The following is a 14,026-nucleotide window of genomic DNA, read 5'->3' as shown; positions in this document are numbered from 1 at the left end:
GCTACCATGACCACTAATAATCAAATTCTTTTAAATAATCTTGAGCGCTTAGGGTTAAACAAAATCCGTGAATACTTGCCGAATTACCTTGATCAAATTCACACTGATAATCTGTCATTAACTGAGGCGCTAATTGATTTAACTAATTCGGAACTCCAGAATCGACACGAAGGTCAGATTGCACGGGCCATTGGCCGTGCTCGGTTCCCCAATACAAAATCCCTAGATACATTTGATTTTAGCTTTCAACCCAGTATGAATCGCCAAGAGGTTCTGGAATTCCAGAATCTGGCTTTTATGGAAAAGTCTGAAAACTTAATCTTTATTGGCAATCCGGGAGTCGGTAAAACCCACTTGGCAATTAGTATTGGGATTGAGGCCTGTAAACAGGGCTGTCGGGTTCTCTTTATTAATTGTCATGAGCTGTTGATTAGATTGAGAGCAGCTTACGAAAAAGGACTGCTTGATCGATCTCTAAGCCGCTATTCGCGCTATGACCTATTAATTATTGATGAAATTGGGTATTTGCCAATTGGTCACCAAGAAGCTAACCTCTTATTTCAGCTAGTCAATGCCCGCTATGAAAAGCATTCAACGATCATTACCAGCAATAGTGATCTATCCGCTTGGGTTGATATTTTCCAGAACCCAACTGTGACAGCAGCCATTCTCGATCGCTTGGTTCATCATGTTCACGTAGTGAAGATCACTGGTAAATCTTACCGATTACGTGGCCTCAAGTAACTGCCGAAAACCTACATTTCTTTCTGCCGAAAACCTACATTTTTAAACTGCCCTTGACAACTGACCTCGTTTATGAAGAATTTGATGAATTCAAGGCTTCTAAGAAGGAACTTGATGCAACTCAGAAAGCCGGCGTCACCATTGTTGATGGCTACGTTCCAACTGACGTAGATGGCAATACCGTTACCTTTAAACATCGTCATTTAGACAGTGAAATGACCATTAAGACCGACTTGATTATTCTGGCCGTTGGTCAACAAGTTAACACAGACAACCTTGGCGTAGATACCGATCATGGTGAAGTTCAGCATGCCGGTTACAAGACTGATGACGAAAAAGTGTTCTTCACTGGTGATATTGCCCAAGGTGACAAGACCGTCGTTTGGGCCGTTCGTAAAGGTAAAGCAGTTGCCGAAGAAATTGATCAGGCATTATTAGGAGGTAACAAATAATGATTAGCAAAGATCTATCAGTGGAATTTTTGGGGGTTCATTTTGAGAACCCGTTCCTCCTGTCTTCTTCACCTGTCGACAACTGTTACGAGATGTGTGCTAAGGCTTTTGACGAAGGCTGGGGCGGAGTTGTTTTCAAAACAATTGGTCCGAAACACTTTAAAATCAATGAAGTCTCGCCACGGTTTGATGAACTGACAAAAGAAGGAACACCCTTCGTTGGATTCAAAAACATGGAACAAATCGCTGAGCATTCGTTGGAGGAAAACCTTCACGATTTACGTCATTTGAAGGATGACTACCCGAACAAGGTCGTCATTGCATCCATCATGGGGACAAACGAAGAGGACTGGGAAACACTGGCTCAGCTGGTAACTGAAGCTGGAGCGGACATGATCGAAATGAATCTGTCGTGTCCTCAAATGACCTCTCACGAAATGGGTTCCGATGTTGGGACTAACCCTGAACTGGTTAAAAAGTACTGTACAGCGGTTAAACGTGGTTCAAATCTGCCAATGATGGCTAAAATGACACCTAATATTACAGACATGGTTCCTGCTGCCAAGGCCAGCATGGACGGTGGTGCTGACGGGATTGCCACGATTAACACGGTTAAATCTGTGGCCAACATTGATTTGGATCGTAAAGTTGGTTTGCCAATTGTGAATGGTAAGTCTTCAATCTCCGGATTTTCAGGGAAGGCTGTTAAACCAATTGCACTTCGTTTCCTACAACAATTGAGAACGGCCGCTGGTTTGGAACAATTACCAATCTCTGGGATTGGTGGGATTGAAACTTGGCAGGATGCTGCTGAATTCATTCTGATGGGCGCAACAACCTTGCAAGTGACCACTTCGGTTATGCAATATGGCTATCGAATCGTTGAAGATATGAAGAATGGTTTGATGCATTACATGGAAGATCAGCACGTTGAACATCTAAGCGAATTGATCGGTGTTGCCAACAAGAACATTGTCCCTGCTGAGGATTTGGATCGTGATTACAAAGTTTATCCGAAGATTGATTGGGACAAATGTATTGGCTGTGGTCGTTGTTATATCTCTTGTTTTGATGGTGCTCACCAAGCGATTAAATGGGATATTAAGACACGTCGTCCATCCATTGACACTAGCAAATGTGTCGGTTGTCACCTATGTAACTTAGTTTGTCCTGTTGGTGCGATCACAACCGGCGAAGTGGTTATGAAACCAGGCACTAAAGGTAATCCAGAAGATATTCAAATTGAATCTTCACGTTTGACACACCCAGTTCAGTAAATCTGGTAAAATTTAATAGTTTCATTTTACTTCAATCAGTTAATGTTTCGCTGGTTTCCAGAGCGAAAACAGGATGCACGTCCATCAATCGAGGCGGGTAGATTAACTAAAGAAAAAGAAGTTAAATAATTAAAAAATACGATTCTGATTTTGTTCTTTGAGCAAATCAGGATCGTATTTATTTTGGATGGAAGTCATATACAGCTTAGTTCCTGCTACTTTTAGTTGGCATAATTGTTAATTACGTGGCCCACGGTGCTGTATCAATTTTCTTGCGGGACAGGCATATTCGCAACTCTCACAGGGCGGTTTGGTTGCTGACTGCCGCATGGTGTGAACGGCGATGATTACCGCAATGAGGACGATAGCGACGAAAATCAGCACATTGATTAAAACGGCCATAACCTAACCTCCCATAAGAACTGATTCAAACCTTGTCAGAATAACGAGCCAACTTGAAAAATAATTAGCGCCAATCCGTAAGCCAAAACAGTACTTGAAATTAACGAATAGATGGCCCATTTAACGGAACCCGTTTCGGTTTTAATAGCACCGAGCGTCGCAAAACATGGGGCGTAAATCAGAATGAAAACTAACAGACTGTATGCGGATAGCGGCGTAAACAGTGTGCTGAATGTTGTCACTAAGCTGGTTTGCCCACTTAAATGAAATAGGACAATCATACTGGAACTAATGACTTCTTTAGCGAGTACCCCAGTCATCAATGCACTGATTGTTTGCCAATTAGTAATGCCAAGTGGCGCGAAGGCCGGTTGCAACCAACGACCAATAATTGCTGAAAAACTGGCGTCAATGTTAATAACGTATCCATGTGGACCAATGTTAGACAACAACCAAACGAGTATTGTGCCGGCAAAAATAACGGTTCCTGTTTTCTTGACGAAACCTTTGCCTTTTTCCCAAGCACCGGCAATGACGAGGTCTAATCGAGGACGATGATAATTTGGCAAGGTTACAACAAAGTTGCTCGCGTCTTTTAATTTAAAGACCAGTTGATAAAATTTAGCCATGGCTAACGCAATCACAATACCGAGAAAATATAGGGATAAAACGATTACAGCTTGGTGTTGATTGAAGAAGGCGGTAACAAACAGACTGTAGATTGGCAGTCGAGCGGAACAACTCATAAATGGCGCGATTAAGGTCGTCACGAGACGTTCACGGGGTTGTTCAATCGTTCGCGTGGCTATGATGCCGGTTACGTTGCAACCAAAGCCAATGATCAGTGGGATGAATGCCTGGCCGTTCAAGCCAATGAGCTGCATTAATCGATCAGTGACTAGGGCGGCACGACTCATATAACCTGAATCTTCCAACACTGTAATGCAGGCAAACAGGACAAAAATTTGGGGAATAAATGTCAGCACGCCGCCGACACCAGCAATGATACCGTCAACAATCAGTGATCTTAAAAAGAGTAAGGCACCTACAACAGTTAGCCAATGATTTGCGGCCTCAGAGAGTGGTCCGGACAGGAGCGCGTTTAAATAATCGCTCAATGGTGTTCCAATCCAGTCAAACGAGAGCTTAAACATGAACCAGAAGATCCCGACGAAAATAGGCAATCCTAAGATTGGGTGTGTAACCCAGCAATCAATTTTAGCAGTAACGGTATTTTGAGGATGGTTTTCAGTAAAATTTGTAGCCGCGGCAAGCGTGTCTTCGATGAAAGTAAGTCGCACGTGAAAGATTTGGTCTGCATAATGATGCTCGCGGTACGTTTGGCGCCCCTCTGATAACGTGTCTAAACGATGTTCATCAACATATTTAACCACCGCATCGTTGTCGCTCATGAATTGAATAGTTAACCAACGAGCAAAATTTTGTGAGAGTCGATGCTTTTTAACCAATTGTGTTGTGGCGTCGCGAATATCTGCTGAAATGGCTTTAGGATAATCCAATTCCAGCGGATCAGATGCGGTTACTGTAGTTTGGTCAGACAAACAAGCACGAACCTCATCGACACCACTATTTTGTCGAGCAGCAGTCGCGCGTATGGGGCAACCCAAATGTTGTGACAAAATATCGAGATCATAGTGAACGCCGCTTTGTGAAAGTTCGTCCATCATGTTCAGGACCAATATTAGTGGTTTGCCGAGTTCTAACAACTCGATAGATAACAGAAGATTTCGTTTGAGTTGACACACGTTGGCGATGTTCAAAATAGCGTCAGTCGGGTTGTTTTCCAGCAGATAGTCTACGGTGACGGCTTCATCCTTTGTTATTGGAGTTAGCGAGCAAATACCGGGAAGATCGATAATGTTAATGTTTGATTTTGGAATATTCCCTAATGTCTGGTCAACGGTGACGCCCGTCCAATTGCCAACGTTGGCATATTGGTTGGTCAAACGATTGAAAAATGTCGATTTGCCAGTGTTCGGATTACCTAATAGTGCAACGGTTGTCATGACATTAGCGCCTCGTTAAGGTTTGCAACACAGCGTCACGAACACCGATACGTTGGCCATCGAATTCAATGATTACCGGACCGTGAAACGGATAACGGCGCACGACGGTTAGGACGGTACCTGGTTCGATTCCTAGACGATGAAGTTGCCTAGAGATTCGTTTTTCAAGGTGATCCATGCAATGAACGGTTAATTGTTCATTGACCGAGACCTGTATTTCCATAAGATAACGCCCTTCCTGTGTTGATAATGGTTAAAGATTATCACGAAAGGGTTTTCATAAATATTAGGGAGATGCCTAATATACCGACAGGAATATTCCAGAATATACTTGTTTTAGATATTTAAGATCACGAAATTAATCACAAGAACACAACCGATGGAGGTCAAAGAGAATGTCAACACTCGAAGTTAAGGATTTGCATGTAGAAGTACAAGATGGTGAAAGTGGTGCCGTCAAGGAAATTTTGAAGGGTGTTAATCTCTCCATGAGTACGGGTGAAATTCATGCCATCATGGGACCAAACGGAACGGGGAAGTCGACTTTGTCTGAAACCATCATGGGGCAGTCTGCCTACCACGTGACACAAGGTGATATTTTATTGGATGGCAACAGTATCCTTGATATGCCAGTAGATGAACGTGCCCGTCGAGGTTTGTTCTTGGCAATGCAATATCCAGCTGAAATACCTGGCGTTACCAACGCTGAATTTCTAAGGGCTGCTATTAATTCCCGCCGTCCAAAAGATGACCAAATTTCAGTGATGAGTTTTTTAAAGGAATTAGATAAAAATCTTGACCTCCTTGATATGAATGAAGCAATGACGGAGCGATACTTAAACGAAGGTTTCTCCGGTGGTGAAAAGAAACGGAACGAAATCCTGCAATTATTAATGATCAAACCAGCGTTTGCACTGTTAGATGAAATTGATTCAGGGTTGGATATCGATGCCTTGCAGGTGGTTGCTAAGGGCGTGAACTCCATGCGTGGCGACAATTTTGGTGCCTTAATCATTACGCATTATCAACGTTTGCTAAACTACATTAAACCTGATGTTGTTCACGTAATGATGGGTGGGCGCATTGTCAAAACTGGCGGTGCAGACCTGGCCTTGAAACTTGAAGATGAAGGTTATGCCGGTCTCCGTGATGAGTTTGGCCTAGATGTTGATCTTGTGGATGAAAACTAGGAGGCAGTAATCATGAGTCAAGAAACAATGCCACTGGTTGAAGACACGGTGACGAAGCATGATGAACCAGCATGGATGACAGACAAACGACGCGTAGCAATGGACCAGATGCCAACGTTGAAGATGCCACGGGTTCAGCGATTTGATTACAGGAATTGGCAAATGATGCCGTCTACGGAAATACATTGGCAGTCATCGTCAGCCAGTTTGGCTCAATCCGATTTAGATGCAACTACCGCAAAAGCGGATGATAAGCAAATTAGTATCGTTCAGGTTGGTCAAACAACCACACAAGTTAAGTTGTTGCCAGCAGAGCTCACTAAGCAAGGTGTCCTAGTGATGGATTTATTCGATGCCATGCGCGAATATCCTGAGACGGTTAAACAGCATTTAATGACTAATGTTATTAAAACGAATGAAACAAAGTTGACGAGTTACCATATGGCAATGTTAACAAGTGGCATCTTCATATATGTACCGCGCGGGGTTGTGGTGAACCAACCAATTGAAGCACATATTATCCAGGACAGCACGAAGGCCGACCACCCGTTGATTTCGCACGTTTTAATTGTTGCTGAAGCAGGTAGTGAGTTTGCTTTCACCCAACATTTATCAACGGTTGGTGAGGCGGCAAACATAGCAAATTGTTTTGTTGAAATTGATGCTGCCGAAGACAGTCGGGTTCGTTTTTCTTCCCTAGATGCGTTTGGCCCTAAAACGGTGACTTACTTTGAACGTCGTGGATTGGCTGCCAATCATGCAAATATTGACTGGGCGGTGGGGCTGCTCAACGATGGCAACACCATTGGTAACATTGATACGAATTTATTAGGCGAAGGCGCAGAAACTGACTCGAAAATGATTGCCATAACAGATGGTACGGTGAGGATGGGCATCAATAATGGCGTCACCAATCGCGGCAAACATTCAGTTGGCAATATTCTGCAACGCGGGGTTCTTTTAGGACGATCACAGTTGGTATTTAATGGTTTCGGTGACATTATTCACGGTGCTTCAGGGGCTAAGGCCGAGCAAGAAAACCGGCTTTTGATGATGTCAAACGAAGCGCGCGGAAATGCTAATCCAATTCTGCTCATCGATGAAAATGATGTATTGGCGGGTCACGCCGCTAGTGTAGGTCAGGTTGATCAACAGCAACTGTATTACTTGATGAGTCGAGGAATCGACAGACAACAAGCGCAGCGACTGGTCATTCGCGGTTTTCTCGGGGTTGTTCTGAGTGCGATTCCAGCCAAGACTGTTCGGCAGGAACTAATTACGACGATTGAAAGGAAGCTGACTGATGAAAACTGATATAAGTGATCTACGCGGCGACTTTCCAATTCTTGACCAATTAGTTAATGATGAACCATTAACGTACTTAGACAATGCGGCGACGGCCCAGAAGCCTAATCAAGTTGTGGCCGCTTTGACACACTTTTATCAAACAGATAATGCCAACGTACATCGTGGCGTTCATACGCTGGCAGAACGTGCAACAGTCGCATATGAAGATGCTCGTCATAAAGTGACTCACTTTATCAACGCTGCTGAGCCTGCTGAAGTAATTTTCACGAAAGGCGCCACTGACAGTCTTAATTTGATTGCTAGTACTTATGGCGAAGCCAACATTGAGGCTGGCGATGAAATCGTGATTAGCATTATGGAACATCACAGCAACCTCATTCCGTGGCAACAATTGGTTTTGCGCAAACATGCGACGTTAAAGTACATTGAGCTGACGCCAACCGGTGAATTAGACATGGCAGACGCTGACACTAAGATTACGGATAAAACTAAAATTGTTGCAGTGGCTCACGCCAGTAATGTAATGGGAACGGTCAATCCCATTGTTGCGCTGACTAAAATGGCACATCAACATGGGGCCATTATGGTTTGCGACGGCGCTCAAGCGGTGCCACATATGCCTGTTGACGTTCAAGCGCTCGACGTTGATTTTTACGCTTTCTCTGGTCACAAAATGATGGCACCAACCGGAATCGGTGTTTTGTACGGTAAACGGGATTTGTTGGCCGCAATGCCTCCGTATCAGTTTGGCGGTGAGATGATTAATTTTGTTCACAGGTACGAAAGCACCTGGAATGAATTGCCATGGAAGTTTGAAGCTGGCACTCAAAATATCGCTGGTGCAGTGGGATTAGGTGCTGCCATCGATTATTTGGAAAATCTGGGGATGAGCAATGTGCAGGCACATGAGCAGCAATTAGTTAACAGTTTGCTGCCACAGCTGACTGCTGATCATCAGATTGAGGTTTACGGTCCAAATGATCCTGTGAGACATACTGGCGTTATTGCGTTCAATATTAAGGGACTGCATCCTCATGATGTTGCCACAGCACTGGATATGGAAGGCGTTGCCGTCCGCGCTGGTCATCATTGTGCACAGCCACTGATGGAAACGCTCGGTTTAGTGGCAACGGCCCGCGCCAGCCTGTATATCTACAATACCCAAGATGATGTGGATCGCTTAATTCACGCACTGAATGAAACAAAGGAGTTCTTTAGTCATGAGCTTATCAAAGCTGAATAGTTTATATCGGGAAGTCATTTTGGACCACGCCGACCATCCACATCACAAACATGCACTGACCGATGCGACGACAACGATGACTGTGAAAAATCCAACCTGCGGCGATGTTATTAATTTAGATATTGATTTAAATGAAGACGATGTCATTACTAATATTGGTTTTACTGGAGAGGGCTGCACGATTAGCCAATCCTCGGCTAGTATGATGAGCGATGCGGTTCTTGGCAAAACTAAGGATGACGCGCTTAAAATGGCGAAGACGTTTTCTGATATGGTTATGGGCAAACAGCATTATCAAGCAGATTTAGACGAATTGGATGATGCAGCAATTTTATCCAGTATTGTTAGTTTTCCAGCTCGAATTAAGTGTGCAACGTTGTCTTGGTGGGCGTTACAGCGGGCGCTATTGAGCAATCAACAAGAAGAAAGTGACGGTGAGGCGTAATGTCAGAAACGACTGCAGTACCAGTTAAAGATGAAGACTACGAGTTCGGCTTTCATGATGATATTAAGCCGGCCTACTCCACGGGGCGCGGGTTAACTGAGGCAACGGTCCGCGAAATTTCGGCGGCCAAACACGAACCACAGTGGATGCTCGATTACCGTTTGAAGGCGTACAAAATTTATCAATCATTGCCGATGCCAACGTATGGGCCAGATTTGTCGGGATTGGACTTGGCCAACATGCACTACTACCAAAAAATGACGGATAAAAAGTATCGTGATTGGGATGACGTACCGGCAGATTTGAAGAAAACGTTTGACCGACTTGGCGTGCCAGAAGCTGAACGGGATTACTTAGCCGGTTCGTCAGCACAGTATGAGTCTGAAGTGGTCTACCACAACATGCGTGATGACTTTGCCAAGTTAGGTATTATCTTTACGGATACGGACACTGCTCTTCGGGAATATCCAGATGTATTCAAAAAGTGGTTTGGTAAACTGGTTTCACCTTCGGACAATAAGTTTGCAGCGTTGAATGCCGCAGTTTGGTCTGGTGGTTCTTTCATTTACGTGCCTAAGGGCGTGCAAACGAGTACACCAATTCAATCCTATTTCCGGTTGAATTCGGAGAACTCCGGGCAGTTTGAGCGAACCTTAATTATCGTCGAAGAGGGCGCCAAGGTTGATTACGTTGAGGGCTGTACGGCGCCGAACTACTCTTCGGACAGTTTGCATGCGGCAGTGGTTGAGGTGAATGTACAAAAGGACGCCTATTGTCGCTACACAACGATTCAGAACTGGTCGGACAACGTTTACAGTCTTGAGACGAAACGTGCAGCTGCCGCTGAGAATGCCACGATGGAATGGGTTGACGGCAACCTTGGTTCAAAAGTGACAATGAAATATCCGAGTGTGTATCTGAACGGTGAAGGTGCTCGGGGTACCATGCTGTCCATTGCGGTGGCCAGTAATCACATCTTGCAGGATTCTGGCGCCAGAATGATCCACAATGCGAAAAACACCTCTAGTTCAATCGTCTCAAAGTCGATTTCAAAAACAGGTGGCGCGACGAATTATCGAGGAACTGTGCGGTTTGGCAAACATTCAGACGGTTCTCTGGCGCATGTGGAATGCGACACCATCATCATGGACGATCAGTCGAAATCAGATACAATTCCGTACAACGAGATCAATAATGCCAACGTTTCAATGGAACATGAAGCAAAGGTTTCTAAGATCTCTGAGGAGCAATTGTACTATCTGATGAGCCGTGGTATTTCCGAAGAAAAAGCCACCGAAATGATCGTCATGGGGTTCGTTGAGCCCTTTACTAAAGAGTTGCCGATGGAATATGCCGTGGAATTAAACCGTTTGATCAGCTTCGAAATGGAAGGATCGATTGGTTAAATTGCATTGAGTTCAATTATTGAAATGAAAAGATGAGGACAGCGAATGTTAAGAGAAGCAGCGGCATTATCAAAAACGGAAACAGCGGTTATGACGGCACTCGCTGACGTGATCGACCCCGAATTAGGAATCGACATGGTGAATTTAGGTCTCATTTACAACGTGACAGTCGTTGACGGTCATTGTGACATCGCTATGACGCTGACCACTATGGGTTGTCCACTGGGGAACATGTTAGATGATGCCATTACGGAAGCGGCGCTGTCAGTTGACGGTGTTACTGACTGTGATATTCATCTCGTATGGGAGCCAGCATGGAACATGGGGATGATGACCCGTTACGCCAAAGTGGCATTGGGCATTCATGAATAAAAGGGTGTGACGCCCGTCCAAAATGAAGTCCGTATTAAACGATGACAGAAAGGTGCCAAAATGGAGACACAAGTGTTTGTTCAGCGACGCAAAGCCCTTAAAATTTCACAAGTTAAGTTGTGCCAGGGAATTTGCACGCAGGCTACTTTAAGTAAGTTTGAAAGCAATCGCCGTGTGCCGGCCTTGTCGATCCTGAGTAAACTGTGTGTTCGTTTGGGCATGACGGTAGACGACTTATATCAAGGGGAATCGACCGCCGTTGAGTTACAAACAAAGTTAGACGAAATTGAGCGCGAATTGATGGTTGAAAACTATCAGGGGGTACTCAAACGCCTCGCCAAAATTGATGACAAACAGATTGATGCGCTGAATAGTAAGATGCAGTTGTGTTATTTGCGCGGTATTGTAAACGCCTTGATTAATCGACAGCCAGATGACATTCTCTTTGATTTCGCGCGGATTCTAAATGATTTGGATGAAAAACATCAAACAATCTTCACGCAGTTGGCCTTTTTGGGATCGGGCATTATGTATGATCGCCATCAACAGCAAAAGCAGGCATCATTTTACTTTGACAAAGTGTATCAATACATCCGTCTCAATCAACACGAGGCGCTGGGGGATGAAAACCAATACTATCTTCGGGTGTTGACGCTCATTTTCTTTACGGCGGAATTTTATGCCGCCCAGCAAAACTATCGTCGTAGTAATTGGCTGATTGAGGCAGGTTTGAAAATTTGCTGTGACGAACGGGTGACATATTACTTGTCGCGTATTAAGTTTCTGGCCGCACAAAATGCAATTAACTTGCGGCATGATGCCACGGAAATTCAGCAATTGTTAGACGAGACCTTGGCCTTTGCCCGAATTAACCGCAATGAGGTTGTTCAGGTGAAGTTGGCCGCTTTAAAATGCCAATTTAAACAACAATGTAGTAATTAACCGAACAGGCAGCGAAAAAGACGGCGATGACAGGCTCCGATTTGGAGTAGATCATTGCTGTTTTTTGTTTGTGTCGTATCTATTTAGAGAAACGATACATAAACCGTGTCGACTAGGATTACAAGAGCCTTTTAGACTGCGTACAACCCAATAAGAAGTGCAGTTTAATTCTCGGTAAGCGTTTACAAACGGTCTGTATATGTTAAGCTATTTTATATCAATGTGACCGTATAAAGACGGTCGTGCTCAGGGATTATAGTTCATTTCTTGTGAAATAGTGAACTATTCTAATCAAAAGGTTTAGATGTTATCGGAGTTCAGCCCTCTCCTCTTGAGCGATTTTAGTTAGTGTGCGAAACAGCATGGTAACAGTCGTTTAGTGTGTGTTTGAAGGGGGTTATTTTGTGTTTGATAAAGATCAATCGATTCATAATTACTTTGAACAGGCACCTGAGGCAATTTTGATCTTTCAAGACGACGAATTAGTTGCCAGTAATGCCTTGGCACAGACTTTGGAAAATAAGTTAAACTTTTCGCCTCAGTACTTGATTGAAATTGTTCAAGCAACGTTAAGTCGTCATCATGATCGCGACCGCTGTCAACACTGCCGCGTGATAGATTCAATGACTGACTTTTCAATGCCTGTATTGTCTCAGTGCACCGACAGCCAACTCACAAATTATGCCATGACTTACACGGTGCTTGATGCGGCGTCTAACACGTTTGCGTTGACACTTAAAAGCTGTGGCGCCATTGATCGTGTGAATATGCTAGCTGACCGACGCAAACAGAGTTGTGCGATCAATGCCGCTCAGGAACAAGCGCGCAAAACGATTTCTGCAGATCTTCACGACAGCATTGCACAAGGTGTCTATGCTGCAATAATGGGCGTGCGTAAACTGAACGAATCTTGCTGCTGTGAAGGTGCTAATGTGATGCGCAAACGGACAGGAATCATTGAAGCGCAATTACGTGACACATTGCATGAAGTAAAGGATATGGCAATCAATGTTCGGCCATCGGTATTGGATGCCTTTGGGCTAGTTGAAGCGTTTAAAACACTGGCGGAACGAATTGAAACAGCGACTGGTGTTACGATTACCGTGGCCGGCAATGCAACTGGCGATAACTTAACCCCAGCGGTTCAAAATACGTTGTATCGAATTGCCCAAGAAGCCATCAATAATGTGTTGAAACACGCTGAGGCGACCGAAGTTCTCCTTTTGTTTGTGGAACATCAACATTATGTATCACTGCAAATTGTTGATAATGGTGTCGGTTTTGAAGTGGCCGACCACCAAGCATTTAACGGTCATTCATTAGGTTTACATGATATGGCAGATCGAATTAAAGCGTTAAACGGTGTTTTTGAAATTGACTCAAAACTTGACATTGGTACCACAATTACCGTCAAGTTTCCGATTAAAGTGATGGAAGGAAGTCTTCCGGATGCTTAGTGTATTAGTAGCAGACGATCATGCGGTTGTTCGCTCTGGTCTGACTTATTTAATCAATAAACAGCCTGGGTTAAGGGTGGTTGACGAGGCCGCGACTGGAACTGAAGCATCTTTGCGTGTAGAAGAAGGTGGCATTGACATATTGGTCATGGATCTCAGCATGCCGCCCGGTGAAAATGGCTTGGTGACAACGAAACGTTTGCATGACGCGTTTTCCAAGACTAAAATTTTGATTTTATCGATGCACGATGAACGAACTTATATTAATCAGGCCATCAAAAATGGTGCGATGGGATACGTGCTTAAAAGCTCACCCGACACAGAGGTTATTCACGGATTGACAGTTATTGCGAGCGGGAAGAAATACCTCGATAGTAATATCAAAATGACGGCATCAGATATCGATAAGATCAACCCGGATACCACTGATGTAGAACTTGGTAGCTATCAAGCATTGTCAAAACGTGAACGAGAGGTTCTACCGCTGATAGCACTCGGCTATTCGAATAAGGAAATTGCTAACAAACTGTTCATTTCGACAAAAACTGTCGAGGCACACAAGGCAAATATTATGCGCAAACTGGATATCCATGTTCATGTCGACTTGGTACGTTATGCTATTAAGCATCATTTGATTGAATTCTAAATGATGAGATTGATTGACGGAATCACACTAGTAATTGAAAAGTTTAAAAATGTTACACGTGGAACCGAAATACAGTTTAGTCATCTAAAAAGGCTTGAAGAATCGCAGACCTAAT

Annotated in this window: 15 protein-coding genes; 12 read left to right on the top strand and 3 right to left on the bottom strand. The window is 44.0% G+C overall.

Features of this window, described 5'->3' with window-relative positions; translation table 11 throughout:
- The first annotated feature begins 6 nt into the window (after nucleotides 1-6).
- From istB to preA, 3 genes are read left to right on the top strand one after another with little or no spacing between them, the layout of a single operon-like run.
- A complete protein-coding gene (gene istB, locus ABUE36_RS14130) occupies nucleotides 7-744 on the top strand; it encodes an IS21-like element helper ATPase IstB (protein WP_014386885.1) in 738 nt (245 codons plus the stop codon).
- 53 nt (nucleotides 745-797) lie between these two features.
- A complete protein-coding gene (locus tag ABUE36_RS14125) occupies nucleotides 798-1,196 on the top strand; it encodes an FAD-dependent oxidoreductase (protein ID WP_421016966.1) in 399 nt (132 codons plus the stop codon).
- A complete protein-coding gene (gene preA / locus ABUE36_RS14120) occupies nucleotides 1,196-2,473 on the top strand; it encodes an NAD-dependent dihydropyrimidine dehydrogenase subunit PreA (protein WP_161002045.1) in 1,278 nt (425 codons plus the stop codon). The genes ABUE36_RS14125 and preA overlap by 1 nt, the downstream gene beginning before the upstream one ends.
- A gap of 237 nt (nucleotides 2,474-2,710) precedes the next feature.
- On the opposite strand, the gene ABUE36_RS14115 is transcribed toward preA, so the two are convergent.
- From ABUE36_RS14115 to ABUE36_RS14105, 3 genes are read right to left on the bottom strand one after another with little or no spacing between them, the layout of a single operon-like run.
- Entirely contained in the window at nucleotides 2,711-2,875 is a 165-nt protein-coding gene (locus ABUE36_RS14115; protein ID WP_421016965.1) for a FeoB-associated Cys-rich membrane protein, read from the bottom strand.
- A 35-nt stretch (nucleotides 2,876-2,910) separates the two neighbouring features.
- Nucleotides 2,911-4,902 carry a ferrous iron transport protein B gene (feoB, locus tag ABUE36_RS14110; RefSeq protein ID WP_421016964.1) on the bottom strand — a complete coding sequence of 664 codons (1,992 nt, stop codon included), beginning with the start codon at nucleotides 4,900-4,902 and terminating at the stop codon, nucleotides 2,911-2,913.
- Nucleotides 4,903-4,906: 4 nt separating this feature from the next.
- Nucleotides 4,907-5,125 (bottom strand): FeoA family protein, encoded by a 219-nt coding sequence (locus tag ABUE36_RS14105; protein ID WP_161002047.1) that lies wholly within the window; start codon nucleotides 5,123-5,125, stop codon nucleotides 4,907-4,909.
- Nucleotides 5,126-5,297: 172 nt separating this feature from the next.
- Here ABUE36_RS14105 and sufC point away from each other — a divergent pair, with 172 nt between their 5' ends.
- The 9 genes from sufC to ABUE36_RS14060 all read left to right on the top strand — a co-directional run bounded on the left by sufC (nucleotide 5,298) and on the right by ABUE36_RS14060 (nucleotide 13,911).
- Nucleotides 5,298-6,092, top strand: a complete 795-nt coding sequence (gene sufC, locus ABUE36_RS14100) for a Fe-S cluster assembly ATPase SufC (RefSeq protein ID WP_161002048.1) — start codon at nucleotides 5,298-5,300, stop codon at nucleotides 6,090-6,092.
- 12 nt (nucleotides 6,093-6,104) lie between these two features.
- Nucleotides 6,105-7,406: a Fe-S cluster assembly protein SufD gene (sufD, locus tag ABUE36_RS14095; protein ID WP_421016963.1), complete on the top strand. Its 1,302-nt coding sequence runs from the start codon at nucleotides 6,105-6,107 to the stop codon at nucleotides 7,404-7,406.
- On the top strand, nucleotides 7,396-8,643 hold the full coding sequence (locus ABUE36_RS14090) for a cysteine desulfurase (protein WP_161002050.1): 1,248 nt from the start codon (nucleotides 7,396-7,398) through the stop codon (nucleotides 8,641-8,643). The genes sufD and ABUE36_RS14090 overlap by 11 nt, the downstream gene beginning before the upstream one ends.
- Entirely contained in the window at nucleotides 8,621-9,088 is a 468-nt protein-coding gene (gene sufU / locus ABUE36_RS14085) for a Fe-S cluster assembly sulfur transfer protein SufU (RefSeq protein ID WP_161002051.1), read from the top strand. Before ABUE36_RS14090 ends, sufU begins: the two co-directional genes overlap by 23 nt.
- Nucleotides 9,088-10,494, top strand: coding sequence for a Fe-S cluster assembly protein SufB (sufB, locus tag ABUE36_RS14080; protein WP_161002052.1), 1,407 nt, complete (start codon nucleotides 9,088-9,090; stop codon nucleotides 10,492-10,494). Before sufU ends, sufB begins: the two co-directional genes overlap by 1 nt.
- A gap of 45 nt (nucleotides 10,495-10,539) precedes the next feature.
- Nucleotides 10,540-10,866 (top strand): metal-sulfur cluster assembly factor, encoded by a 327-nt coding sequence (locus ABUE36_RS14075; protein ID WP_161002053.1) that lies wholly within the window; start codon nucleotides 10,540-10,542, stop codon nucleotides 10,864-10,866.
- A gap of 60 nt (nucleotides 10,867-10,926) precedes the next feature.
- A complete protein-coding gene (locus ABUE36_RS14070; protein ID WP_161002054.1) occupies nucleotides 10,927-11,808 on the top strand; it encodes a helix-turn-helix domain-containing protein in 882 nt (293 codons plus the stop codon).
- A gap of 404 nt (nucleotides 11,809-12,212) precedes the next feature.
- Entirely contained in the window at nucleotides 12,213-13,265 is a 1,053-nt protein-coding gene (locus tag ABUE36_RS14065) for an ATP-binding protein (RefSeq protein WP_161002055.1), read from the top strand.
- Nucleotides 13,258-13,911: a response regulator gene (locus ABUE36_RS14060; RefSeq protein ID WP_161002056.1), complete on the top strand. Its 654-nt coding sequence runs from the start codon at nucleotides 13,258-13,260 to the stop codon at nucleotides 13,909-13,911. The genes ABUE36_RS14065 and ABUE36_RS14060 overlap by 8 nt, the downstream gene beginning before the upstream one ends.
- Nucleotides 13,912-14,026 lie beyond the last annotated feature (115 nt).

Source organism: Furfurilactobacillus cerevisiae (genome assembly GCF_048961765.1).
GTDB classification, from domain to species: domain Bacteria; phylum Bacillota; class Bacilli; order Lactobacillales; family Lactobacillaceae; genus Furfurilactobacillus; species Furfurilactobacillus milii_A.
The sequence above is the reverse complement of the archived record's forward strand: the minus strand, read 5'-3'. Positions and strand labels throughout refer to the sequence as shown.

Bases quoted from the DNA above. Each gene is read 5' to 3' on its own strand.
- ABUE36_RS14070 (WP_161002054.1), top strand. From the start codon at position 10,927: ATGGAGACACAAGTGTTTGTTCAGCGACGCAAAGCCCTTAAAATTTCA.
- preA (WP_161002045.1), top strand. From the start codon at position 1,196: ATGATTAGCAAAGATCTATCAGTGGAATTTTTGGGGGTTCATTTTGAG.
- istB (WP_014386885.1), top strand. From the start codon at position 7: ATGACCACTAATAATCAAATTCTTTTAAATAATCTTGAGCGCTTAGGG.
- sufB (WP_161002052.1), top strand. From the start codon at position 9,088: ATGTCAGAAACGACTGCAGTACCAGTTAAAGATGAAGACTACGAGTTC.
- feoB (WP_421016964.1), bottom strand. From the start codon at position 4,902: ATGACAACCGTTGCACTATTAGGTAATCCGAACACTGGCAAATCGACA.
- ABUE36_RS14105 (WP_161002047.1), bottom strand. From the start codon at position 5,125: ATGGAAATACAGGTCTCGGTCAATGAACAATTAACCGTTCATTGCATG.
- ABUE36_RS14090 (WP_161002050.1), top strand. From the start codon at position 7,396: ATGAAAACTGATATAAGTGATCTACGCGGCGACTTTCCAATTCTTGAC.
- ABUE36_RS14115 (WP_421016965.1), bottom strand. From the start codon at position 2,875: ATGGCCGTTTTAATCAATGTGCTGATTTTCGTCGCTATCGTCCTCATT.
- ABUE36_RS14060 (WP_161002056.1), top strand. From the start codon at position 13,258: ATGCTTAGTGTATTAGTAGCAGACGATCATGCGGTTGTTCGCTCTGGT.
- sufU (WP_161002051.1), top strand. From the start codon at position 8,621: ATGAGCTTATCAAAGCTGAATAGTTTATATCGGGAAGTCATTTTGGAC.
- sufC (WP_161002048.1), top strand. From the start codon at position 5,298: ATGTCAACACTCGAAGTTAAGGATTTGCATGTAGAAGTACAAGATGGT.
- sufD (WP_421016963.1), top strand. From the start codon at position 6,105: ATGAGTCAAGAAACAATGCCACTGGTTGAAGACACGGTGACGAAGCAT.
- ABUE36_RS14075 (WP_161002053.1), top strand. From the start codon at position 10,540: ATGTTAAGAGAAGCAGCGGCATTATCAAAAACGGAAACAGCGGTTATG.